We start from the raw sequence: 23869 nt of genomic DNA, 5'->3' as shown, positions 1-23869 counted from the left end.
ATTATACTATTTTTTATTTTTTTCTATACCTTTGCATTATTTTGGCTACAATCATTTTTTATAGCTTTTATACTTTAAAAGCTTGGCTAATTAGGGAACTACAGCAGAATAAATCTGCATTTATTCATTAGAAAAGTTCTCTTTTATACATAAAAGAGAATTCTATATTATTATTTAAATTTCAAGAGTGTTATGAGCAATCAAAATATTGACAATTCTTTAAATTTAAGGTATCATTAATTAACATATTAGCAATATAAAGTTCCGCATTAAAGACAGATATTATTTTATAAAATTTGTAAGTGTTCTCTTTTATGTATAAAAGAGAACTTTTTTATTTTTTTATTATAGTTGCAAATTCTGAATAATTCGCAATTATAAACAGTATAATGAAACCTAATTATCAGAATATTATAAATGTTTTTATTTTATATAAAATAAAAAGCAGAGATTTATATTATTATCTCCATCTTATCTCTAAGATTTAAAATACAATATATTTTCTCTGCCTTTTTATTGGCTATTTCATTTTTTTAGACATTCTAAACTTTACAGTCTTCTTTGGATAGATTTTCATTAGTTCTCTTGTTACTGGATTTGATATTATTCTTGGTTTTCTTTCCTTTATTTCAAATATTCCTATATTCATAAATATTAATGAACGGCTTTTCTGTAAAGCCTCCTGTACTGTTTCAATAAATATATCTATTTCTTTTAGCGCCTTTCTTTCTGATATTTCTCCATTACTCATCTCACTGTATACTTTTGCTAATTCTCTTTTATTCATCAGTACCAGCTCCATTTACTATATCCTGTAATCCTGCTCCTGCTTTAAATCTTATCTTTTTCTTCGCTTTTGTATAACCAACTTTATCCATTTTAGATATCACTATTTTTCTTGATCTTACCTCTTTTTGCTCAAATGTTCCCCAATTTTTAAAGGTTACCTTTTCCCCTTCATTCAGAACTTTTAATAATGTATTCCAGAATAAATCTATCTTTTCTTTTACTTCCTGCTGATTCTTTAAAGCATTTCTCTTTTTATAGAATCTTATAAATTTCCCTTCTGTCATAACTTCCCCCTTGAAATATCATGATTACTTGTTGAGTTAAAAGGCTGGCTATTCATCAGCCAGCCTTTCACTTTTTAATCTTTAGAACTTATACCCCAGTCCTGCTCCTATTATCCATTCACCTTTAGTCTTGTTTTTTCCTGTCCCATTATGCGAATCTCTCTCTACTGCATAAGTTCCCTTTACATCAAACAGTACTCCATTTTCTAGTTCCAGTGCATATTTGGCATTTAATCCTATACTATGCTCATTTTTATGAGCTACAAGAATATCAAAGTCTGTTCCACCTTTAAATCTTCCTGTGATATGTTCTTCATCTGCTTCATCAAGTATTTTTGTATAGCTTACTCCTGCTGATAGTGTACTTTTTCCTTTTTCATGTAGTATCACTTTTTTAAGGTCTACTCCCACTTTTCCTGCTGTGTAGTCAAATGATTTTGAATCTGTTTCTATTGCTAGAGTTTGATTTCCTTCATCAGCTCCATCTTGATCTACATATGTATATGATAGAGTTGCATATGGTTCTAAGAAAAGATTGTTTCCTATGTTATGAGAATATCTTCCATTTAGGTAGATATCATATGTCATGTCTGAATATTTTTCATTATAGCTATGTCCACCAAGAGTTCTTCTGTCAGCATCATATTCTGAGTACTGTATTCCTCCTCCTGCTTTCAATGTTAGATTTCCTCTGTAATTTTCTACAAATGCCCCTATATATCCACTATTTCCTTTTACTTTAGACATTGACATTTCAGCTTCACTTCTGTTTCCACCTACTGCAACTCCTAATGATATATTTTCAGAATATCCATATTTAGCAAGAGCATAAGCCCCAGTAAGTTTCATATCAGCTTCTGTATCAGATGTACCAGTATCAAATCCATGATAATTTTTACCATAGTATGTATCTTTAGTTCCACCATCTGCATGAGTTAGACCACCCATTATCAGCCATTGATTTAGGTTTGGTATAAACTGATTTTCTTCCACTATATCTCTAAACATTCCCACTGATCTTCTTGATAGTTCAGAACTGTATGAATATGGACTTCCAGTGTAGATATCTCCTAAGTAATCCAGTAATTTTGCTAATTGCTCACTGTCTGTTACTGATGTATAATCTTCAGTTTTATTATTTATAGTAATTATATTTTTTAGAGCAATAAAATTATCATCTGTACTTGAAATTACCCCATTATATATGTCATTTAGCTTTTCATACTTTTGACTGCTTGCTTTTGCTTCTCTAAAGATATCTTTGTCAGCTTCTACTTTAATATCTCCTGCTTTTCCATTTCCTTCATCAGTTTTTAAAATTACTGCTTTGTCTAAGATAGAATTAGTTTTAGTAAAAAGGTCTTCATCTAAAGTTATCCCATCCATAGCTATTATGGAATTTAAACCAAGTCCATTAGTTACCAGATTCAATACTCCCACATTATATGTTCCATTTTCTGATTCTATTATTGATTCTCCTTTTCCTAGGCTGCTTGCATCTCCATTGATTGTCAGACCTGTATTTCCAAAGAGTGCATGTCCTTCATATCTTCCATTAGTTTCTGTAGTATCTATTCTTAAATTAAGTACTGAACTAGCACTTATATTTATTTCATTAACTCCGCTAATAGCTAGTTTCTCTATACTTCCATCATCTGCAATAGCCTTTTCAAATAGAGTTACATTTGTATTTATATTTATAGTTTCAAAATCTGATATATTATGCTGAATATTTATTTCGCTATTTCCCAAAGCTCTTGTTGTCTCTGGATTAAAATTAAGAGTATCATTATCTGCTCCTCCATCAAGAATTCCATTTATTTTTCCTCCACTAACAATATTAAGAACATCATCTCCAGCTCCCATTTTTACAGTTCCATTAATTATTGCACCTGTATTAGTAGTTATAGTATCTACTCCAGTTCCTGTAATTATATCTCCATTTACAATAGTATCGTTTCCTGCATCAATAGTATTTGTTCCATCTTTCATATCTATCTTTCCATTAATTGTTGTATTTTCAAGTACTAGTATATCTGTTGTTCCTGCTCCACTGCTTCCTGATATAGCAACAGTATCAGTTTTTATTCCACCATTTACAGTAGTCCCTGTTAGAATAAGTTTTCCACCACTTGTTCCATCAAATTCAACCGCTGTTTCATAGGCATTGATTATACTATTAGTTAATGTATTATTATCTGCTCCTACAACTTTAAGAGTATTCTCTATTCCATTTAGAATAACATTGCTTGTTGTAGAATATCCATCAGTTATTTCAGTAGTATCACTGTGTAATTTTCCACCTTCTATTTTAAAGCTTTTTATATTTGTTATAGCACCACCACTAGAATTTACATCTGCCTTTACATTTCTAATTGTGTAATCAGTTTCTCCAATCTTTACAGTAGAAGCAGGTGTATTTCCAAAATTATGATTTGTATCAGATTTACTATGATTTTTATAGTTCCCAAAGCCATCATCTGTAAAAGCTAGTCCAAAGTTTACTATCTTATTTTTTCCTGGAACAGTACCAATTGTTAATTCGTTATTTACCACATCAGTAGAACCAGATATAAGTAACCCATAGTTATTTGCATTACTAATTGTTCCTGTAACACTATTATTTCCAATGGCATTAGTTTTCCCATAAACAACTCCACTATTTGTTAGTTTTTCTATACCAGCTTCACCATCTACACTAGGTATATTAAAAATTCCATACTTTTCACTATATACATTTCCATTATTTGTCAAACTTTTTATAGTACCTCTTGTATTTGAGCTTGAGGCAGAAGCAATATTATAAATTCCATAATCTTTACCATATATATTTCCATTATTTGCTATATTTTCTATAATCCCTGTAATGTTTGAATTATCGTCGCCAAAACTTCCATTATAAATTCCACTATCTTCACCATATATATTTCCATTATTTATTAGACTTTCTATAGTACTGTTTGCATCTGATTTATTAGCACAATTATAAATTCCATGACGTTTACTAAATATACTTCCATTATTTTCTAGGGTTCCTATACTTCCATTCTCATTAAAGATTCCATAGCTACCGTAGTGTCCTTCTCCTAATATTGAGCCATTATTTATAAATTTTACCTGTTTTAAATCTCCACTTAATCTCACTCCATAGCCAGTAGGTCCACCATTATTTCTTCCATTCCCCTTTCCAAATAGTGTTATATTATTTACATAAGTATTTTCTCTCCAGCTATTATTATCAGAATAGGGATCTTTAACATCCCAAGTCCCACTTCCGCCATCATCAATAATACTAAAACTTATATTCCCACCATCATTTTTTATCCACAGATATTCATCTGCTCCCATCACTGCTGTACATGAAAGTAAAAATCCTACTACTGCTCCTACTGTTATATTGATGCTTCTTTTTTTGTTTCCCCTTTTTACTGCTTTCATAATCTTTTCAATCATATTATGTGCCCTCCCAAGAATATTTTTATTTTTTATATTTTATCTGTCTCATTTAAAAAATTTTATCCTTTTAATATTAAGCGGAAGACTGGCTATATCAGCTAGCCCTTCACTACTAATTTAATTAAAACTTATATCCCAATCCAGTTCCTACTATCCATTCACCTTTAGTTTTGTTTTTTCCTGCCCCATTATGTGAATCTCTCTCTACTGCATAAGTTCCCTTTACATCAAACAAAATTCCATCTTCAAGCTCAAGAGTATATTTAGCATTAAGCCCTATACTATGTTCATTTTTATGAGCTACTAAGATATCAAAGTCTGTTCCACCTTTAAATCTTCCTGTAATAAACTCCTCATCTGCTCCATCAAGTATTTTTGTATAACTTACCCCTGCTGACAATGTACTTTTTCCTTTTTCATGTGGTATTACTTTTTTCAAGTCCACTCCCATTTTTCCAACTGTGTAGTCAAATGATTTTGAATCTGTTTTTATTGCAAGGGCTTCGCTCCCCTCATCTATTCCATTTTGATCTACATATGTATATGATAGAGTTCCATATGGTTCTAAGAATAAGTTAGTTCCAATGTTATGAGAATATCTTCCATTTAGGTAGATGTCGTAAGCCATATCTGAATATTTTTCACTATAACTTTCACCTAAAGTTCTTCTATCTGCATCATATTCAGAGTATTGTATTCCTGCTCCTGCTTTCAATGTTAGGTTTCCTTTGTAGTTTTCAGCAAAAGCCCCAATATATCCACTGTTTCCTTTTACTTTAGACATAGACATTTCAGCTTCACTCTTATTTCCTCCAACTGTTACTCCCAGTGATATATTTTCAGAATATCCATACTTAGCCAGCATATATGCTCCAGTAAGTTTCATATCAACTTTTGTATTAGATGTACCAGTATCAAATCCATGATAATTTCTACCATAGTATGTATCTTTAGTTCCACTATCAGCGTGAGTCAGTCCACCCATTATCAGCCACTTATCTAAGTCTGGTCTGAAACTGTTTTCTGTAACTATATCTCTAAACATACCCATAGATTTTCTTGATAGTTCAGAACTATATGAGTAAGGACTTCCTGTATATATATCTCCTGCAAAAGAAAGAAGATTCAGCCATTGTTCACTTTTTCCTGTAGAATATATCATCTCTCTTAAAGCATTTACATTATTATCATGAGTTATTGAACTTTGGTATATTTTATTTAACGAATCATAATTTATATGATTTGGTAGTGCTTTATATTTTATATATCCATCTGAACTTATATCTTTATAGATTCCACTTAAATCTCCATTTACTCCAAGTTTTATATCCCCTTCATTTCCAGAAAGACTTCCTGCACCTAATACTTCAAATTCATCTATAATACTACTAGTACTAAGCTTTACATTTTCTAAATTTATTCCACCCATATCTATAACTGTATTAGTTCCAATTCCGTTAGTCATAAAATTAAGAGTTCCTGCTCTATCATCTGTATTTTCTTTTCCTGCTATAGTTAAACCTGTATTTCCTGTTGTAAGTGCATGAGTTGCTTTATCAATAGGACTTGCTCCTGCCTGTAATCTTAAATTAAGAGTTCCATCTTCTTTTATAGTTATTCTTTCTACTCCTGTTACCTGAGCTATTTCAAAAAAAGTTACATTATTTTCTATCTCTATTCTTCCAAAGTTTGTTATTTTATTAAAAATATTCATACTGTCATCACGAGTGCTTCTTGTATTATTTTCTTTTCCAGAAAGTATTAGAGTATTTAATGTTCCTGTTGATTCCATATCTCCATTAACTATTGTATCTCCTTTGATAGTTAGGAAATTATTTGTTCCTCCTACTAATATAGTAGGAGAACTTCCATCAAATCCACCATTCACCTTTGTATTATTTAGTTCAAGATAGGATTCATTTCCATTCATCACTATTGCTGTTTTATAGGCATTGATTACAGAATTATTCACTTCTTGCAGAAAAATATTTTTATTTACTTCTAAGGTATTTATTATTCCATTTAACACATATGCTTTATCTCCTGACAATTCTGAAGATAGTATGCTTTCAGTTTTAACTATATTATCAAAACTTCCTTCAGCTTTAGCATTTATTATTGTATATCCCCCTGCTTCAAATGTTTTTCCAAAGTTTTTAAAATCTCCTTCTGTTGCTGTATATTTCCCCACATCTGCCTTAAAAATAAGTCCAAAATTATCAAGTGTTAATGTTCCAGTATTTACTATTGTATCCACCATCCTATCACTGTTCATAAGTATTCCATAATTATATAAATCATTTATAGTTCCCCCTTCATTATTGATAGCATAGTCTTCACCAAAAATGGTCCCTGTATTTCTTAATACATTGATAGTTGACTCATTATATAGATCTAAACTACTTCTAACACTTCCATAGTTCTCTAAAATGTTTATTTCTGAGTCAACTAAAAGTGTAGTACAAAAGCTACTACTGATATTACCATTGTTAGTAAAATTATTTATTTTTGAATCCTCCATATATACACCATAACGTATATCAATATTTCCATTATTATTTAATTCCTTTATAGTCGAATACCTATGTAAATATATAGCCTTTTCTGTACTATCAGATATATTTCCATTATTTGATAACTCATCTATATGAGAGCCAAATATATCTATACCATTATCATCATCAGGTCCACCAATATTTCCATGATTAATTAATTTACTCAGAGTAGTAACAGTAAAATCAATTGCCTTATAATCACTTTTGATATTACCTTTATTTATGAATTCAAATTCACCTAAATCTCCGCTTAGTCTCAATCCATAACTTATATCAATACCATTATTATCTTTTCCATTGTTCGTAGTTGATAATAATGTCATATTATTTGTGTAGGTAGTTCCGTCCCAGCTATTTTTATTATATGGATTTGCTTCATTCCAAGTTCCATCAGTACCATCAAACTCAGTAGTTTTTGCTGTATTAAATTTTATTCCTCCCCCATCATTCTTTATCCAAAGATATTCATCTGCTCCCATTACTGCTGTACATGAAAGTAAAAATCCTACTACTGCTCCTATTGTGATGTTGATGCTTCTTTTTTTGTTCCCTCTTTTTACTGCTTTTATAATCCTTTCTATCATCTTTCCCCTCCATAAATTTCAATTCAATTTTTTAAAAAAAGTACCTGTATATTCTTCTCAAATCCGTATAAAAACTTCATAATTATATTCAACAACTGTTCGTATTTATACATAAAGGTGTACTTGCTAACATTTTTCAATTTTAAAGAATATTATTTGCAGATTAAATATTGACTTTTTATTAAATTTAAGGTATTATCTATCATAGATATTAAGTGTTCAAAGTATGGGTTAAAGGTTTTTTTAATAACAATTAAGTAGTTAGTGTTCTCCTTTATGTATAAAAGAGAACTTTTTTTATTTCTTTTTCTTCTGCTAAACTTTCAATAATTCCAACTTCACCTGCTCACCTTTATATACAAATGTGCATCCTTTAAAATTATTCACTAATTAAAAAATCCCCAGTAAACTATACTGAGGATTCTCTTTACTATTTTTTCCTAAGGCTGAAAATACAGATAATATATTTTAGAATTCTTATTACCACCCATTTCATGACTGCCTCCTTTTAAATATTAAAACTATGCTTCTGGTGTATTATTTTTTACATAAAAGCTGTATGCTGCAAGTAAACTTCTGTACTTGTCTATTGTTCCCAGTGAAGTGTTGTAAGACTTAATTTCTTTCTCTGCGCTTTCCTGCCAGTCAGTATATGATTCATATGCTGAATTTTCTGGAAATGCTGTTCCTGCCTCCACTAATTCTCCTATATGTTCAAGTGTTGCTGTGATGTCGTCTATATTTTTCAATATAGCCTTTTCTCTCTTGATTGCATTTTCTACCTTTACAATTTCCTTTTGTACCACTGTTAAAATTACTTGATTTTCTTCTGATGCCATTTTGTTACCTCCTATGTTTTTGTTGTTTCCATAGGTATATGATACTCTGGATGACAGCAATTAAACAGTGACGAATTGTTACAATTTGTTACAAATTGTGAAGCTCTCAAAATTATTCCATCAAAAAAATCAAGCTCCTTGTATAAATTAAAATTTTATTTCCAATTCTTCTATTGAGAACTTCTCCTCCTTCCACTTTGTCATAAATAATATTTTTATGTCTTTTAAAATACTTGGCTGCTTCCTCTATTGTTGCCCATTCTCCAAGTTGCTCCACCATTTTCTCTACCAGCAGTTTATCAAAATTTGAAAGACTTCCTAATTTTTGACACATATAATCTTCTCTAGTCATTTTGCACCTCTCCTTTTAGGTTTATATCCCTTTGTTTTTCTTTTGTATACTCTCTTCCCATTTTTCCCCTTGAATTTTTTAAGATATAAATTCTGCAAATCTCTTCTGGGTCATTCCCCTTCTGCTCTTCCCTGTTACTTCTACTGGAAAACACATATCTATTATTCTGTCCCTTATCCTGTTCTGCCCTTGTGTAGAGAATTTCTCGCTTAACTCGCATTTTCCCTCATCTGCGCTGAAATTCAAATTTGTTGAAATTATAAGGGGCTTCTCGCTTCTGTATCTCCCATCAATGAGATTGTATATCTTTTCAGCCCTCCATCCTGTTTGATTTCTATCCAGTCCTTTTTCACTGCCGAAATCATCAATAATCATCAAGTCGCATTTCTCTGTCTGCTCCAGAACTACTTTCTCAGCTTCTCCCCACTCCATAGTCAGTTTGTTAAAATACAGTCCTAGATTAATTACCAATACAGTCTTTCCTCTTTCCATGAGATAATTAGCTATACAGGCACTTGCAAATGTCTTTCCTGTTCCTACTCCTCCATACAGGAGCATTCCTTCTTTTTTGTCCTTGCTCATAAAGCTCTCTGCATATCTTTTTGACAGCTGCATATAATCACTTTTCATATCAGCCCTTTCAAATCTGCTTCTTGCGAATTTTTCATCCATCACAGAAATATCCTTACACTTTTTCATCCTGTTTTTCATACATTCCTGCATCCTCTTCCTTTCCAATTCCTCCAGTTCCCTTGTTTTACTTTCTTCCAGACAATTACAGGCTGGTATATATTCCAGATTCTTTTTAAAAATCTCTGGAAGAGAATCCATATACTTATATGGATTTTTCATATACACTTTCCCACAAAATTGACATTTTATCATCTTATTTTTCTCCATTTACTCCATTGAGCAAGTCTTTTATAAAGTCCCCTGTAGTATTCTCATATGCTGGTCTTTCAAACTCTTTCTTGTTTTCATAGGTATTCTTTATTCTATTTGCTTTATCTTTAAAATTTCCATTGAGAGCCTTTTTAAGATTTTCAATTTTAAATATTGCATTTATACTCATATTGTTTTTTACAAATTCAGATTGAGCTATCAATGTCAGTGCTTCATACAGCTTTGCAATTCCTAGCTCTCTATACACCCTCAAGATAATATGGTTCTCTGGAGGATATTTAAAATCCGGCAGTCCTAAATCTCTGTATTTTTTTAATATCTGCTGTATCAACACTGGTATATCTGCAATATTTTCTTTGTTCTCTTCTGTTTTCTCAATAACTTTGTCTTCTTGCTTTTTTACAGAAATATTACTTGTATCTTTTTCTGAAAGCGCATTATTTGTATTTTTTTCTTTCTCTTCTGTGTGTGTATTATTTATATCTTCTATTCTTTTATTATCTTCTAAAAGATAAATATCTTCTGATGTAAGCAAAAAACCATTAACGGTTCTCCCGTTACTGGATTTTAACTTAACGGTAGAAATACTTATTTCATCAATATTTTCAGGAGTGAATACTAAACTTTTTCCTTTGAATCTTCCATTCTCTTTTTCTTCCACAAGGAAAATTATTTTTAAATCTTCAAATATTTTTAGTCCTTTTGGAATCCATGCTTTACTCAATCCACTATATTTAGCTATTGTTTCAGTATAGTACTTTATAGTTTTCCCATTAAAATCACTATAGATTTCAGTAAGAGTTAAATACAAATTTCTAAGCTTGTCATGTTCTTTTCCCTCATACCGACATCTCAGTAATCGTAATATTTTTTTCTCCTGCCAGCAGAATGGCTGATTTCTTGTGCTTCTAGTATTATTCATTTCTCACTCCTGTAATTTTTTAATAATATTTATAAATCTTTTTTACATTAACACTCTATACAAACAAGTTTTAATCCCTATGTTTGTTTTTGGTAAACAGAAATATATATTAGCATACAATAACTATTCTTGTATATAGTTTAATTTAAGGGCATAAAATAGCCCTTGAAAACACAGGGATGAAAAAATAAAAAAAATATAATTTCAAAAAATAAAAAAATGTCAGATTTTTTTCTGACATCATTCTTAAATATCCGCATTTTATTTTTAAAACGATTTTTTTCTTTGAGAAATACTATATTTTTTGCTCTTCCCAATCGCTGTATATATTGTACATATTTATTTCCATCTTTTATATTTTTTCTTTAATAAACAATTATTTTATAATATCTTCACCAATTATTGTATTTATTATACATATTTATCTTATTTTTTTATTTCAATTTCTTTTTTTGAAAAATATCCTATTTTTTCTAATTGCTATCTCTCATAATGTTGATTTATTTCTCCATTCTCATTTTTATTTCCTAAAAAATATTTTACTTTTTAATATTTCTTCTGATTATTGTGTTTCATTATGTTTATTGATTATCTCTTCCAATATTTTCATTTCTCTTTTTAATTCTTCAAAAGATATTACTCTACCTGACCTTTTCTTCAAGAGTTTTTTTACTATTTCTACTCCATTCAACCAGTCTATTTCATAATATCTGCTGTTATCATTAAAAATTTGGTTCATACATTTTTTCAAGCTTTTCTCATCTTTTAAATCAACTTTTATTAAATGTTTTCTGTTGTTTGGGAACTTACAAGTTATATACCAGTTATATTCTTCTCCCTCTTCAAATTTTATAAAGTATTTCCAATGGTCATCTGTGTAATCTATAAATTCTAGTATTATATATTCTTCCACTTTAAAATACCTCCTCTTTTAATAATTATATACCTCACAAATACAACTTTGTCAATATATAAAGTTTCGTTTTCTTTTATTCTCCAAAAAAATAAAAAAAGCTGAGTAACATTTAAAAAAATGTTTTACTCAGCTCTCTTTTTTGTATAATATAGTTACCACCCTAATTATACAAAGGAGACATACATGCAAATCAAACATATTATCTCTAAAATCAATATAACAAATCTTTTAGGTAAAATCAAGAAATATTTTAAAAATGAGCATTTTGAGGATGTTAAACAGACTATTCAAAAATTCTTAGCTTGTTCTATTGATAAATCTTTTCTCTCTCTTCAATGCCCTAATTGTCATGATGCACATAAAATTAAAGTTACTTGTAAATCTAGATTTTGTCCTTCCTGCGGTAAACGTTATTCTGCTCTTTGAACTGAAAAAACTTCCACTTCTCTTATTGATGTTAAACATAGAAGTGTCCTTTTTACTATTCCTGAAGAACTTAGAATGTTTTTCTTCTATGATAGAGATCTTTTAACTAAGCTTGCTTATGCTGTTAATGATGTTTTTAAATATCAATTTCATAACATTAAAGCAAAAAATCAAAGAATTCATAAAATTTCAAAATATTCTTCTAAATACTTTACTAACTCAGATATCATTCATTATGGATTGATTACTGTTATTCACACCTTTGGACGCGATCTTAAATGGAACCCTCATATTCATGCTATTGTTACTTTAGGTGGTTTCAATAAAAACTACCAATTTCTTGAAAAAAAATATTTTCATGTCAATTCCATTGCTGGACAATGGAAAAAAATGGTTATTGATATTGTTAAATCTGGAAATTATGACAAGCCTGAAATTAAAGCTAAAGCTTATGCTGCTGCTAACTACCTTTATCGCAAAAATACAAGATTCTTTTTCAATGTTGCAAAAAATGATTTAAATAATAATATTTATGCAATTAAATATATTGGCAGATATCTAGCAAGAGCTCCTATCGCAGAATATAAAATTATTGATTTTTATGATAATAAGGTTACTTTCTATTATGAAAGTCTTGCTGATGATAAACAAAGAATTGAGCTTACTTTAGATGCAGAAACATTTCTTTCCAAATTAATTATTCACATTCCCCCTAAACATTTCAAAATGATTAGGCGCTTTGGAATCTATTCTAGAAATATTAAATCAGAACTTAAAAACATCATGAAATTCATGAGAAAATATGTCTCTAAATATTCCAATTTTACTTTTTATCAGCTTGAAATATGGAAAGCTTTTGGAGTAAATCCTTTTTATTGTTTTAAATGTAATACCAGAATGAAAGTTAAAAAAATATCATATTTTAATATACATACAGGCTCCATTTGCTGGAAAGAATATCGCTAAATAGCTGATTAACAATCAGCTTTTTTGTGCTGTCAATTTTAATCTTATTCAATTAATATATCTAGTATGAATACAAAATAATTAATATTTTTTATTTTTTCAACAAATTTATCAAATTATAATTTCCTAAGAAATAAAAAAAGAGACAAACTTTCGTCCGCCTCTCCTTATTTTAGGGTGTCTATATCTATTATCCTAAGTTTCTTTTCATCCAGTCTTTTCCCTCTACGAATCTAGTTACAAGCATAGATGCTAATGTATCTCCACTTGCATTTATCATTGTAGCAGGAGGATCAACAAGATATCCTATTGTAGCTATAATAGGAAATGCTTCTGGTGGAAATCCATACATAGTTACTATTAACATTTCCCCAATAAGTCCCCCACCAGGTACTCCTGACATTACTACTCCACCAGCTATTGCCAGCATTATTGCACTTACATAAGTTCCTACACCTGCAAATGGTATTTGGAATATTCCAAACAGAAAAGATATTTTTAATATAGTACTAAGTACAGTTCCATCCATATGTGCAGTAGCTCCAATTGGAAGTACTATCTCTCTTATATCTTTTGGTACACCTATATTTTCACAAGCTTCTAAGTTTACTGGGAGTGTGGCTATACTGCTTTGAGTAGCAACAGCAGTAACTGCTGGAGATATTACATGTTTCAAAGCTCTTACTCCATTCATTCCCCCAGAAATATATGCATATACAGGGAAAGCAGTAGCCATATATACAAAACATAAAGGATAGTATATTGCCAATGCTCTTGCATAAGAACCAATAAGTTCCTTTCCATGTTCTCCTACTAAGGCAGCAAAATAAGCTCCAAGTCCAATAGGTGCATAATACATTAACAATCCTATTATTTTTAGGAACACTTCAGATAATGCCTCAAGCCCTCCAGCTATTATTTTTCCTTTTTCACCTATTGCATTTACACACATTCCAAACACTAATGAGAATAGTATTAATGGAAGCATATTTTTTCTTGATATAAGTTCTGGAAAATCTGTAACTGTAAGAGCAGATACTATTTGACTTCCTGTAGAAAATGGCTTCAATGCTTCAGCAGCAGGCATACTAAGTACTACCCCTTTTGCTGGTGGAAAAATATTTACTACAATCAGAACAAGTACCCCAGCTACTGCTCCAGTAGATACAAATACTAATAAAAGACTTTTCAATATTTTTCCCAATCTTGCCATATCACTCATTGCTGATATTGAACCACTTATTGTAACAAAAACCAAAGGTACTACTACCATGAACATTCCATTTATAAATAAATCCCCTAAAGGTTTGAACATAACTGCCTTAGTCCCCATTTTTATTCCAATTAAACTTCCTACTAATATAGCTCCCACTAATATAATGGAAAATCTATATGCTTCCCACACACTTTTCTTCTTATTTTCTGCCATTGTCCTTCTCCTTTTACGTTGTTTTATACTTTAACCTTAAAATTTAAATTGATTCCTTTTAGAGAATATTCCAAACAATCCTCCTGTATGAATAAATAATATATTTTCCCCTTTTTCAAAAGTTCCTTTTTCTATCTCATTCATCATTCCATACATAGCTTTTCCAGTATATACTGGATCAAATATTACCCCTTCTTTTTTAGCAGTCTTCTGAATAAACTCTAACTCTTCAGGTCTGCTTTGTGCATAACCTATTCCTACATATCCATCTATTATATCCATATCTTCTGCTTTTACAAAGATACTCTTGTCTAAATATTTTTGAGCTTCCTCTATTATTTCCTCAGATCTTTTCTTAAAAAATTCTGCATCATCACATACGTTGAATCCTGTAATTTTCTTTTCTCCATTGAAAAATTCTGCATTTCCCATACAAAGTCCTGCATAAGTTCCTCCAGAACCTACTGCTGCAACTATTCTATCAAACTTTATTCCAAGTTCCTTTTCTTGCTCTTTGATTTCTTCCATGAATGAATAATATCCAAGACTCCCTATTCCATTGGATGCTCCTTCTGGAATTATATATGCTTTATGCCCTTCAGCATCAGATTCAGCTTTAATATCCTCCATAATTTCAGCTCTTCTCTCTCTATAATCATCACTTGATATTATTCTTACATCTGCACCTATGACTTTATCTAGAAAATAGTTTCCCTCAAGCTCTGGTATTTCATCTGATCTCAATACAAGTATTGCCCTCATCCCAAGTTTTATTCCTGCTGCTGCTGTAGCTCTTGCATGATTAGATTGTATACCTCCACAAGTAATCAATGTATCACAACCATTTTCTATAGCTTCATATATAGAATATTCTAATTTTCTGATTTTATTTCCAGATATCTCTGATCCTGTCTGATCATCTCTTTTTAGGTAAATATTTATTCCTGATTCTTTTGAAATTTTTTCTAATTTTTCTATTTTAGTTGGAAAATTAGCTAAGTTCAATTTTTTCTGCATCTTTTTCTCCTTATTTTTTTAATATATCATCTAAATCCATAGTTTCAGTTCCATCTTCTTTTATAAAACATGGGATTCCTATTCTTCCTTCAGCTTTTACTGGAACATATAGAGGACTTTTTTCTCTAAGCTCGAGGTATTCTTTTAAGTTGTCAAGACTAGCTGAAATATCATGAAATTCAAATTCCATTCCTTCCTCTTTCAATTTTGTCACTGCCCCCATAGTATCTGAACATAAATTACTTCCTATTACAATGATCATAATTAAACCTCCTAATTTTATTTTTTTAATTGCTGAAATAAAAGCAATTTTTATGCCAAAAAAATAAAAAATTTGAAATAGTTATTTCAACTAAAAAAGAACAAATATTTTCAATTTTATTCTTATAAAAAAATAAAAAGGGTGAATAGAAAATCCTATTTACCCTTTTTCTGCCTATTTATTTTATGAATTTCTTTCCTTTTTCTGAAAGTATACTTCCTTTTCTCCCCTTATAGACTTCTATAAATTCTATTTCTTCCAAGTCTTTTAATATCTTTCTGATTTCTTGTTCAGATAGAAAAATATTATTCTTATGACACTCTTCTGCCAGGCCCTTTCTTCCAGAAGATTTTCCTGCCATATTACTTTCTTTTATCTTTTTCATTATGAAAATATAACTGTCATATCTGCTTCCTGATTTTTTTCTTAATTTTTCTTCATCACTGATTTCTTTTTTCATATCAGAATCTTTTTTATATTCCTCCTCAAAGTAATCAGTTATAGCTGCTGGAAGATCTTCATATTCTATTATTTCTTTATCCAGATATGAAAAGAATTCAGCATAATTTTTCATTTCTCGTATATTTCCTTCCCAGTTATAGAAATCAAAAGCCTCTTTTGCCTGTTTAGAAAATCTAAATTCCCCTCCAGTTTCTTTTATAAATTTATTCATTAACAGTGATATATCTTCTTTTCTTTCCCTAAGAGGTGGTATCATTATAGGCAATGTATTTATTCTATAATATAAATCTTTTCTAAATTTTCCCTCTTTCATCAGAGATTTAAGATTTTCATTAGTAGCTGCAATAAGCCTTACATCTATTTTTATTACCTTATCCCCGCCAATTTTCATTATTTCCTTTTCCTGAATCACTCTCAGCAGCTTTATTTGAAGCAGAGGACTCATTCCCTCTATCTCATCAAGAAATAATGTTCCCATATGAGCAAATTCAAAAAGTCCTATTTTCCCTCCTTTTTTTGCTCCTGTAAAAGCTCCCTCTTCATATCCAAAAAGCTCACTTTCCAAAAGATTCTCTGGTATAGCTGCACAGTTTATTGCTACAAAAGGGGAATCTTTTCTTTCAGAATAATTATGTATTGAGTGAGCAAACAATTCTTTTCCAGTACCGCTTTCACCAGTTATTAATACTGCAGCATTAGTTTTAGACATTTTTTTAGCTATATCTTTTATTTTAGCTATCTGAGGTGAATCTCCAATTATGTCATCAAAATTATATTTAGCCACATGCCCTTTATTCATCAGCTGTCTTCTCAGCTCTTGCTGCTTTAATTCTTCATCCTGAAACTTCTGGATGAATGCAAAAGCTCCCATATAGTTAGCTGTCCTTACTATTGGAGTTATATTCAAGTTTATTGGCTGTTCATTTATTTTTATAAGCTTTGATTTTATCTCCTTCCTGCTTTCTTTTACTTCATCAAAAGGTATTGCAGGAAAAAATATATCCACCTTTTCTCCTAGAACTGTATCCGCTTTTCTATTTAATATTTTCTCAGCTCCCTCATTACAGGCACATACATAGTTGTCTTTATCTACCCCTACTATTCCTATATCCATTGTTTTCAGCAATATTTGGAGCTGACTTTCTGCTGTTGTAGCCTTTTCCAGTATTTCATTAAGACTGAAATCATTGGAAGCTACTGTCTTCAAGTATTCTTTTATTTCCTTATAATAAAGCATATGTTCATATTCAAGTTTCAGTGCTATTTCTATTATTGTATTAGCATCCAGCACTCTATGACCTATGTCTACTATTTCTCTATCTAAATATTTCTCAGGTATGAGAGCTATCTCTGCAGGTGTTATTATTATAGGAGTATCTGGCAGTTCTTCCATTTGTGGATATCCTGGAAGCAACTCTATATTATTCACTCCTAGGTGGTACAGGCATGAAATAGTTTCATATGTCATCTTTACTGTTACATTAAAAAGTACTGCCCTCGTTCCCTCAGGAAATTTTTTAAGAAATTCTAATTTGTCCTTTGTTATAGTCAAATCACATATAACTACATTTTTATTTTTTAAAAATTTATCATCAAAAAATTCACAAGCACTTGTAGAGATAAGATAAAGATCAGTCTTTTTTATATTTTTAGCACTTCCATCTTCAAAGTTATACAATTCAGTTTCTACAAGATCTCCAAAAAGTGTTTTAAGCTGAGTTGCATATGAACTTATTACCTCTTTAGCATTAGTTACTATTGCTACTTTCTTTCTCATTTCCACCCCTCGACTTTTATATTATTATATTCTTATTGTATCATTCTTATCTCAATGATTCAAAAAAAATAAAAAAAAGAGAGTAACTCTTGATTAAGTAAAATATAATTTTAAAATTTTTTAATAGAAAGGTTTTTTATTAACTTTGTCCATAAAACATAAAATGATAATTGCTTGTGTCAGTTTTTCTTTTCAGCAATTCAAATTACTTAACATTGAAAACTCACTTCATTCAAACAGTCTATTTTTTAAGTTTTATTTACTTTATTAATTTCATAAATCTTTCTAATTTCCAAACTTCTAAAATTTATTTTCTAGTTACTCTCAGTATTATTCTACTATTTTATTAATTTTTTTATTCTTTTATTTTCTCAAAGATTTTACTGCTTTCTCTATTCTTGTCAATCCTTCTTCAAGCATATATCTAGGACATGCAATATTCATTCTCTCATATCCAATTCCATTATCTCCGAACCAGTATCCATCATCCATTGCTACCTTAGCTTCTCTTTTCATAAATTCAGATAATCCTTCCTTTGTAAATCCTAAAGCAGAGAAATCAAGCCATAATAAATATGTTCCCTCTGCTTTGCAGATTTTCACTTCTGGAATTCTTTTTTCTATAAAATCTATTGTATAATCCATATTACTACTTAAAAATTTATTTAACTGATCTACCCATTCATCACATTTAGTATATGCAGCTTCAAAAGCTACTAAGCTGAATGGATTATTTCTTTTTATATCAAGTATTCCAAGTTCACGATCAAATCTTTCTAGTTCCTCTTTTCTAGGGAATGTAGCAAATGAAGCCTGAAGTCCTGCTATATTAAAAGTTTTAGTTGGAGAAAAACAAGTTATTGTAATATCTTCTATTTCTTTGCTGATAGATGCCAAAGGAGTGTGAGTTACTCCTGGCATGATGATATCTCTCCAAATTTCATCTGCTATTATTCTTACATTATATTTCAGACATAGCTCCCCTACTTTTGCCAGTTCCTTTTTTTTCCATACTCTTCCTACTGGATTGTGAGGGCTGCAAAGAATGAATAAAGTTACTTTTTCATCTGAAAGTTTTTCTTCTAAATCAGCAAAATCCATTGTATAATATCCATTCTCATCTCTTACCAACTCATTTGTTACAAGAGTTCTTTTATTATCCTTTATAGTTTCAGCAAATGGGTAATATACAGGTGTCTGTATTAATATTTTTTCATTTTCATTAGTCATAAGTTTTACAAGAATAGATAGACTTGGTACTACTCCTGGACTATGAATAAGAGTTTTTTCTGATATTTTATATCCAAATCTTCTTTCTAGCCAATCTACAGCACTTTTATAATATGAATCTGGTCTATAGACATATCCAAATATCTCCTGTTCCACTTTTTCTTTCATTGCCTGAACTATTTCTGGAGCTGTCTTTATGTCCATATCTGCTATCCACATTGGGAATAAGTCATCTGTTCCAAATTTTTTTCCTAATTCTGCCCATTTAGCTGAGTGATTTTTACTTCTATCAATTTTTTCATCAAAACAATATTTCATATTTTCTCCTTTTATACAACAAAAATTTTATATTTACATATAAAGCAATTTTTATGCCATAGTATATCATTTGCCTTTTTACTTATATTTTTCAAAAATTGCCTCTTTTCATTATAATCTAGACACTAAAAAAAATAAATAGGTTAAAATGTACCAGCCATTTAACCTATTTATAAAATTAAGACCCATTTTTTATTATTTTTTACTTTTATATTCCTTTACTTTTATATCTTTATTTTTTAAAAATCCTCTTTCAAACGCTTCTTTACTGAGAGGTTTTGAAAATACATATCCCTGTACTAAGTCGCACTTTACCTTCTTTAAAAAATCTAACTGAGATATTGTTTCAATCCCTTCAGAAATTGTAGTCATATTTAATTTTTTAGCTAACGATATTATTGATTCTATTACATTATTTCCTCTTTCATCATTTTCTTTGCTGAAAAATATTCTATCTAGTTTCAGAATATCAACTGGAATCTCTTTAAGAAGATTCAAAGAAGAATACCCACTTCCAAAATCATCTATAGAACAATGGAATCCCATTTGATGAATTTCACTTATAACTTTTTTTAAATGCTCAAAGTTTTCAAATACCATTGTTTCAGTCAATTCAATTTCTAATAGATCAGGTGGAACATTATATCTCAGCTGAATCTCTTTATATTTTTTCAAGAAATGTGGATTTTGTAAATGTATACGAGATAAATTTACTGATATAGGAACAGGATTAGTCCCTTCATCCATCCAACTTTTTATTATTTTACATACCTCTTCAAATACATAAATATCTAATTTTGCTATAAATCCATTCTTTTCAAATATTGGAATAAATTCAAGAGGTGGTATTATACCCTTTTTAGGATCTATCCAACGAACAAGAGCTTCAGCTCCAGCTACTTTATTGGTTTTTAATTCGACTTTAGGCTGTAGATAAACTACAAATTCACTATTTTCTAAAGCACGTTCCATATTATCTTCTATACTCTTTTCTTTTAAAGAATTTTCTATTTCTATATTATTATAGAAAATACAATTATAGAATAATTCAGTATTTGAAGAATTTTTACTATTTTTTCTAGCATGATTAGCACGATCACGTATTATTATTATATTTTGATTTTGATTATTAACTATATAAATTCCACAATCTATAGATAAATAATATGGAGTTTCTGAATCAGTATTAAATTCATTTATTAATGTAGAAAGATTTTTTACTTTACATCTTATTTCGCTTTCATTAGTAGAATTTAATAATATATTAAATGTATCTGAAGAAACACGAGATACACTCTCACCTTCTCCAATACTTTTCTTTATACAGTCATGTACATATTTTAATACATAGTTTCCTTTTTCTTCTCCAAAAGATTCATTTATAAGTTTAAATTTACGAATATCTAAAGAGATGAAAGTGAAAGGTTTGAAAACTTTTTTTACTAGTCTTTTTCTTACATCTATTTCAAAACGTGCAGCTGTAAATCCTTTTGTTATTGGATCTTCATATGCTATTTTACTTATTTCCTCATTTTTTCTAGCTGTTGTTTTCAGAATAAAAACAATCATTCCTAAAAATATAAGCATAGAAATAAATATAATTGCCATATTATATCTTGTATAGTTAAGTAGCTGTGATGAATATACTTCACTTGGAACAATAGATAATACATACCAGTTTCCATTTTTTAAAGGCATATAGTTAAGAGTAAATTTTACAGACTCTAATTCAAACTTTATATTTCCTACTTTATCTTCTAAAATATCTTTTTCTAATTCATTTAAAGATCTAGTATTTTTTTCCATTGTTTTTAAATTATCAAAAAAATTTATCCCTTTAACTTTAGAATTTTTATTTTCTGCTTTAAGAATAAATTCCCCTTGGTTATTAATTATATGAGAGAATCCTTCTCCACTAAATGACTCACTAAACAAAAGACGTCTTAAGGTATATGAGGGTGTAAATCCTATAATAACTCCTTTTACATTTGTATCACAGGGAACAGTATAAAGAACTCCATCTTCTCCAAAAATATTTTTAATATTGTTGCTTATTCCCCCTTTCCCTGCTAATGCTTTCTGGATAACAGGATATTCTAAAAAATTATCTGTTTTCCCATTCGAAATTTCAGCATCTCCATTAATATCAACATATCCAATCCAATTAAAAGGATAGCAATGTTTAAGATACTTTACATATTCTTTAATTTCAGCATCATTCATATTATTGTCTATTATATATTTTTTTATAGAATATAAAATTGTAAAGTTAGAATCAATTCTTGTGTCTATTTTTCCCTTAGACTGAATAGATAACTCGTAAAGATATTTTTCCATTTCTTTATTTATGGTTTTTTGATTATAAGTTACAGCAATTGAACTTATTATTACTACTAAAGCAACCATATAAAAAGCTACTTTTTTGATGCTTAAAAAATACGATATTTCAGATTTCTTTCCCAAAGCTCTTCCTCCAATTTTTTAAATATAAACTAATACAATCATGTCTTCATTATATCAAATTTTTTCTGCATTTACAAACTAATAAGTTCTTTAAATTGAAAAAAATGCTATAATAAAAAAACTTTATATAGAAGTATTTTCTTAATTTTATTACTTTTCTATTTAAAAATATATTTTCAATATGATTATCTTATATAAAAAATATAAAAATCCCCAGAATTATTTTTCTGAGGATTTTTTATAAACAACTTATTTATTTTAATTTCATTAATTGATATTATTTTTTCTCATACACTATTTTTCCGCCAACCATAGTTAATAATGGTTTTATATCTTTTATTTCAAGAGAATCTACAGTAAATATATCTTTGTCTAATATAACCATATCTGCATAGTATCCTTCTTTTATTCTTCCTTTTTTATCCTCCATGAACTGTGCATAAGCACTTCCTTCAGTATAAGCATCAACAGCTGTGTATACATCTACACATTCTTCAGGATAGAATCCTTCTGCTGGATTACCTTTTAAGTCTTTACGAGTTACTGCACAATATATATTTGGGAAAGGATTACATCCTTCTACTGGGCAGTCTGTTCCATATGAAATTTTTCCACCTAGTTTATCCAAAGTATTAAAGGCATAAGATGTTGATGCAAGATCTTTTCCACATCTAGACTCTACTATATGCATATCATAATCTAAAAATATTGGCTGATACATTACTAAAACATTTTTTTCAGCTATATTTTCAAGCATTTCCTTATTTGTTATCTGGCAGTGAATTAAAGCATGACGTAGAGGATTTTTCCCATCCTTTATAAGTTTCTCATATGTTTTCATTACACTGTTAGTTGCAGCATCTCCTATTACATGAGTAGCTATTTGCATACCATGTTCATCAGCAGCTCTACATAAATCATCTATGTATTTCTCATCAAATCTTTCTTCTCCATGATTTCCAGGATCATCTGCATAGTCATTTTCCAACATTGCTGTTCTGGCTCCTAAACTTCCATCTTTAAACAATTTTAAAGGTCCTAATGTCACCCATGAATCTTCTGGATAATTACCTTTTACAAGCTCTCCATTCTCTGCATATTCCTTTAATTCCTCAGGAGATTGGAAAGTTATCTGATGATGATAACGAAGAAGTCCTTTTCCTTCCTCATAAATTTTACGAAACATTTTGAAATATTTATCCTTTTCTCCTAAAACAACTGCTCCTAAATCATTACTCTGTACACTTGTTATCCCAAAAGAAACAGCATGCTTCATAGCTTCAACAGCCATTTTTTCTCTATCTTCCAATGAAAATTCAGGAATAACTTTTCTAAGCTGACGACAGGCATTTTCAGTAAATACTCCATTTGGATATCCATCTTCCCCTATCTCAAATGTTCCTCCCTCATACTGCTCAGAGTTTCCATCTATTCCCAGCATTTCTATTGCTTTTGTATTTGATACCATTTGATGTCCACATACTCTTCTCAAAATAATTGGAACTTCTGTAGATATTTTATCTACATCATGTCTGTTAGGTATTCTCTTATCCCCTTCAAATAAATCTTGATTCCATCCTATTGCAAATACACCATTCTTTGATAATTCAGGATTTTCTTTTATAAATTTTCTGCATCTTTCTATTATTTCATCAATAGATTTACTGTTTGTAAGTTTTACTGTTTGAAGAGATTCTCCCAATACCAATAGATGCATATGAGAATCATTCAATCCAGGAATTATTGTTTTTCCTTGACAATCTATCTTCTTACAATCTTTATCTGCCTCTTTTAAAAGTTCTTCACTTGTTCCAACTTTTGATATTATTCCATCTTTTACCAAGACAGCTTCAGCAAATTTTTCTCTTTCTATATATACTTTTGCATTATAAAATAATGTTTCCATTTCTGCCTCCTTA

At 29.7% G+C, this 23869-nt stretch carries 17 protein-coding genes and 1 pseudogene; 2 read left to right on the top strand and 16 right to left on the bottom strand.

The genetic code is table 11. The features are described 5' to 3' along the window. Positions 1-520 precede the first annotated feature (520 nt). The 9 genes from E0E45_RS05150 to E0E45_RS05110 form a co-directional block, all read right to left on the bottom strand. Entirely contained in the window at positions 521-787 is a 267-nt protein-coding gene (locus E0E45_RS05150) for an HU family DNA-binding protein (protein WP_130890185.1), read from the bottom strand. Beyond that, complete coding sequence (locus tag E0E45_RS05145) at positions 780-1073, bottom strand: HU family DNA-binding protein (RefSeq protein ID WP_130890184.1); 294 nt, start codon at positions 1071-1073, stop codon at positions 780-782. The genes E0E45_RS05150 and E0E45_RS05145 overlap by 8 nt, the downstream gene beginning before the upstream one ends. Before the next feature lie 81 nt (positions 1074-1154). After that, a complete protein-coding gene (locus tag E0E45_RS05140; RefSeq protein ID WP_130890183.1) occupies positions 1155-4526 on the bottom strand; it encodes an autotransporter outer membrane beta-barrel domain-containing protein in 3372 nt (1123 codons plus the stop codon). A 124-nt stretch (positions 4527-4650) separates the two neighbouring features. After that, a complete protein-coding gene (locus tag E0E45_RS05135) occupies positions 4651-7668 on the bottom strand; it encodes an autotransporter outer membrane beta-barrel domain-containing protein (protein ID WP_130890182.1) in 3018 nt (1005 codons plus the stop codon). Between the two features lie 521 nt (positions 7669-8189). Next, positions 8190-8507 carry a hypothetical protein gene (locus E0E45_RS05130; RefSeq protein WP_130890181.1) on the bottom strand — a complete coding sequence of 106 codons (318 nt, stop codon included), beginning with the start codon at positions 8505-8507 and terminating at the stop codon, positions 8190-8192. Positions 8508-8619: 112 nt separating this feature from the next. Next, the gene (locus E0E45_RS05125) at positions 8620-8859 is read right to left on the bottom strand and encodes a DNA-binding protein (RefSeq protein WP_130890180.1); all 240 of its coding nucleotides are present in this window, start codon (positions 8857-8859) and stop codon (positions 8620-8622) included. 78 nt (positions 8860-8937) lie between these two features. Beyond that, the gene (locus E0E45_RS05120; protein ID WP_130890179.1) at positions 8938-9744 is read right to left on the bottom strand and encodes an ATP-binding protein; all 807 of its coding nucleotides are present in this window, start codon (positions 9742-9744) and stop codon (positions 8938-8940) included. A 1-nt stretch (position 9745) separates the two neighbouring features. Continuing rightward, positions 9746-10684 carry a hypothetical protein gene (locus tag E0E45_RS05115; RefSeq protein ID WP_130890178.1) on the bottom strand — a complete coding sequence of 313 codons (939 nt, stop codon included), beginning with the start codon at positions 10682-10684 and terminating at the stop codon, positions 9746-9748. 562 nt (positions 10685-11246) lie between these two features. Then, entirely contained in the window at positions 11247-11597 is a 351-nt protein-coding gene (locus E0E45_RS05110) for a hypothetical protein (RefSeq protein WP_130890177.1), read from the bottom strand. Between the two features lie 186 nt (positions 11598-11783). Here E0E45_RS05110 and E0E45_RS05105 point away from each other — a divergent pair, with 186 nt between their 5' ends. Continuing rightward, complete coding sequence (locus tag E0E45_RS05105) at positions 11784-12026, top strand: transposase zinc-binding domain-containing protein (protein WP_130889724.1); 243 nt, start codon at positions 11784-11786, stop codon at positions 12024-12026. A 15-nt stretch (positions 12027-12041) separates the two neighbouring features. Continuing rightward, positions 12042-12992, top strand: a pseudogene (locus E0E45_RS05100) (IS91 family transposase); the annotation flags it as partial. 190 nt (positions 12993-13182) lie between these two features. Here the strand turns inward: E0E45_RS05100 and E0E45_RS05095 are convergent. The 7 genes from E0E45_RS05095 to E0E45_RS05065 all read right to left on the bottom strand — a co-directional run bounded on the left by E0E45_RS05095 (position 13183) and on the right by E0E45_RS05065 (position 23856). Then, a complete protein-coding gene (locus E0E45_RS05095) occupies positions 13183-14421 on the bottom strand; it encodes a dicarboxylate/amino acid:cation symporter (protein ID WP_130890176.1) in 1239 nt (412 codons plus the stop codon). Positions 14422-14457: 36 nt separating this feature from the next. Further along, positions 14458-15438 (bottom strand): D-cysteine desulfhydrase family protein, encoded by a 981-nt coding sequence (locus tag E0E45_RS05090; protein WP_130890175.1) that lies wholly within the window; start codon positions 15436-15438, stop codon positions 14458-14460. 10 nt (positions 15439-15448) lie between these two features. Beyond that, positions 15449-15700 (bottom strand): glutaredoxin, encoded by a 252-nt coding sequence (locus tag E0E45_RS05085; protein ID WP_130890174.1) that lies wholly within the window; start codon positions 15698-15700, stop codon positions 15449-15451. Between the two features lie 178 nt (positions 15701-15878). Continuing rightward, positions 15879-17939 (bottom strand): sigma 54-interacting transcriptional regulator, encoded by a 2061-nt coding sequence (locus E0E45_RS05080; protein WP_130890173.1) that lies wholly within the window; start codon positions 17937-17939, stop codon positions 15879-15881. Positions 17940-18302: 363 nt separating this feature from the next. Continuing rightward, on the bottom strand, positions 18303-19487 hold the full coding sequence (locus E0E45_RS05075; RefSeq protein WP_130890172.1) for a MalY/PatB family protein: 1185 nt from the start codon (positions 19485-19487) through the stop codon (positions 18303-18305). 195 nt (positions 19488-19682) lie between these two features. Beyond that, positions 19683-21950, bottom strand: coding sequence for a GGDEF domain-containing protein (locus E0E45_RS05070; protein WP_130890171.1), 2268 nt, complete (start codon positions 21948-21950; stop codon positions 19683-19685). Positions 21951-22227: 277 nt separating this feature from the next. After that, a complete protein-coding gene (locus E0E45_RS05065; RefSeq protein WP_130890170.1) occupies positions 22228-23856 on the bottom strand; it encodes an amidohydrolase in 1629 nt (542 codons plus the stop codon). Positions 23857-23869: the final 13 nt, after the last annotated feature.

This window comes from Fusobacterium ulcerans ATCC 49185, assembly GCF_900683735.1.
In the GTDB taxonomy this organism is placed as follows: Bacteria; Fusobacteriota; Fusobacteriia; order Fusobacteriales; family Fusobacteriaceae; genus Fusobacterium_A; species Fusobacterium_A ulcerans_A.
This window is presented reverse-complemented; position numbering and strand designations above follow the sequence as displayed.

Coding starts and splice junctions, on each gene's coding strand:
- E0E45_RS05150 (WP_130890185.1), bottom strand. CDS start 787: ATGAATAAAAGAGAATTAGCAAAAGTATACAGTGAGATGAGTAATGGA.
- E0E45_RS05145 (WP_130890184.1), bottom strand. CDS start 1,073: ATGACAGAAGGGAAATTTATAAGATTCTATAAAAAGAGAAATGCTTTA.
- E0E45_RS05140 (WP_130890183.1), bottom strand. CDS start 4,526: ATGATTGAAAAGATTATGAAAGCAGTAAAAAGGGGAAACAAAAAAAGA.
- E0E45_RS05135 (WP_130890182.1), bottom strand. CDS start 7,668: ATGATAGAAAGGATTATAAAAGCAGTAAAAAGAGGGAACAAAAAAAGA.
- E0E45_RS05130 (WP_130890181.1), bottom strand. CDS start 8,507: ATGGCATCAGAAGAAAATCAAGTAATTTTAACAGTGGTACAAAAGGAA.
- E0E45_RS05125 (WP_130890180.1), bottom strand. CDS start 8,859: ATGACTAGAGAAGATTATATGTGTCAAAAATTAGGAAGTCTTTCAAAT.
- E0E45_RS05120 (WP_130890179.1), bottom strand. CDS start 9,744: ATGATAAAATGTCAATTTTGTGGGAAAGTGTATATGAAAAATCCATAT.
- E0E45_RS05115 (WP_130890178.1), bottom strand. CDS start 10,684: ATGAATAATACTAGAAGCACAAGAAATCAGCCATTCTGCTGGCAGGAG.
- E0E45_RS05105 (WP_130889724.1), top strand. CDS start 11,784: ATGCAAATCAAACATATTATCTCTAAAATCAATATAACAAATCTTTTA.
- E0E45_RS05095 (WP_130890176.1), bottom strand. CDS start 14,421: ATGGCAGAAAATAAGAAGAAAAGTGTGTGGGAAGCATATAGATTTTCC.
- E0E45_RS05090 (WP_130890175.1), bottom strand. CDS start 15,438: ATGCAGAAAAAATTGAACTTAGCTAATTTTCCAACTAAAATAGAAAAA.
- E0E45_RS05085 (WP_130890174.1), bottom strand. CDS start 15,700: ATGATCATTGTAATAGGAAGTAATTTATGTTCAGATACTATGGGGGCA.
- E0E45_RS05080 (WP_130890173.1), bottom strand. CDS start 17,939: ATGAGAAAGAAAGTAGCAATAGTAACTAATGCTAAAGAGGTAATAAGT.
- E0E45_RS05075 (WP_130890172.1), bottom strand. CDS start 19,487: ATGAAATATTGTTTTGATGAAAAAATTGATAGAAGTAAAAATCACTCA.
- E0E45_RS05065 (WP_130890170.1), bottom strand. CDS start 23,856: ATGGAAACATTATTTTATAATGCAAAAGTATATATAGAAAGAGAAAAA.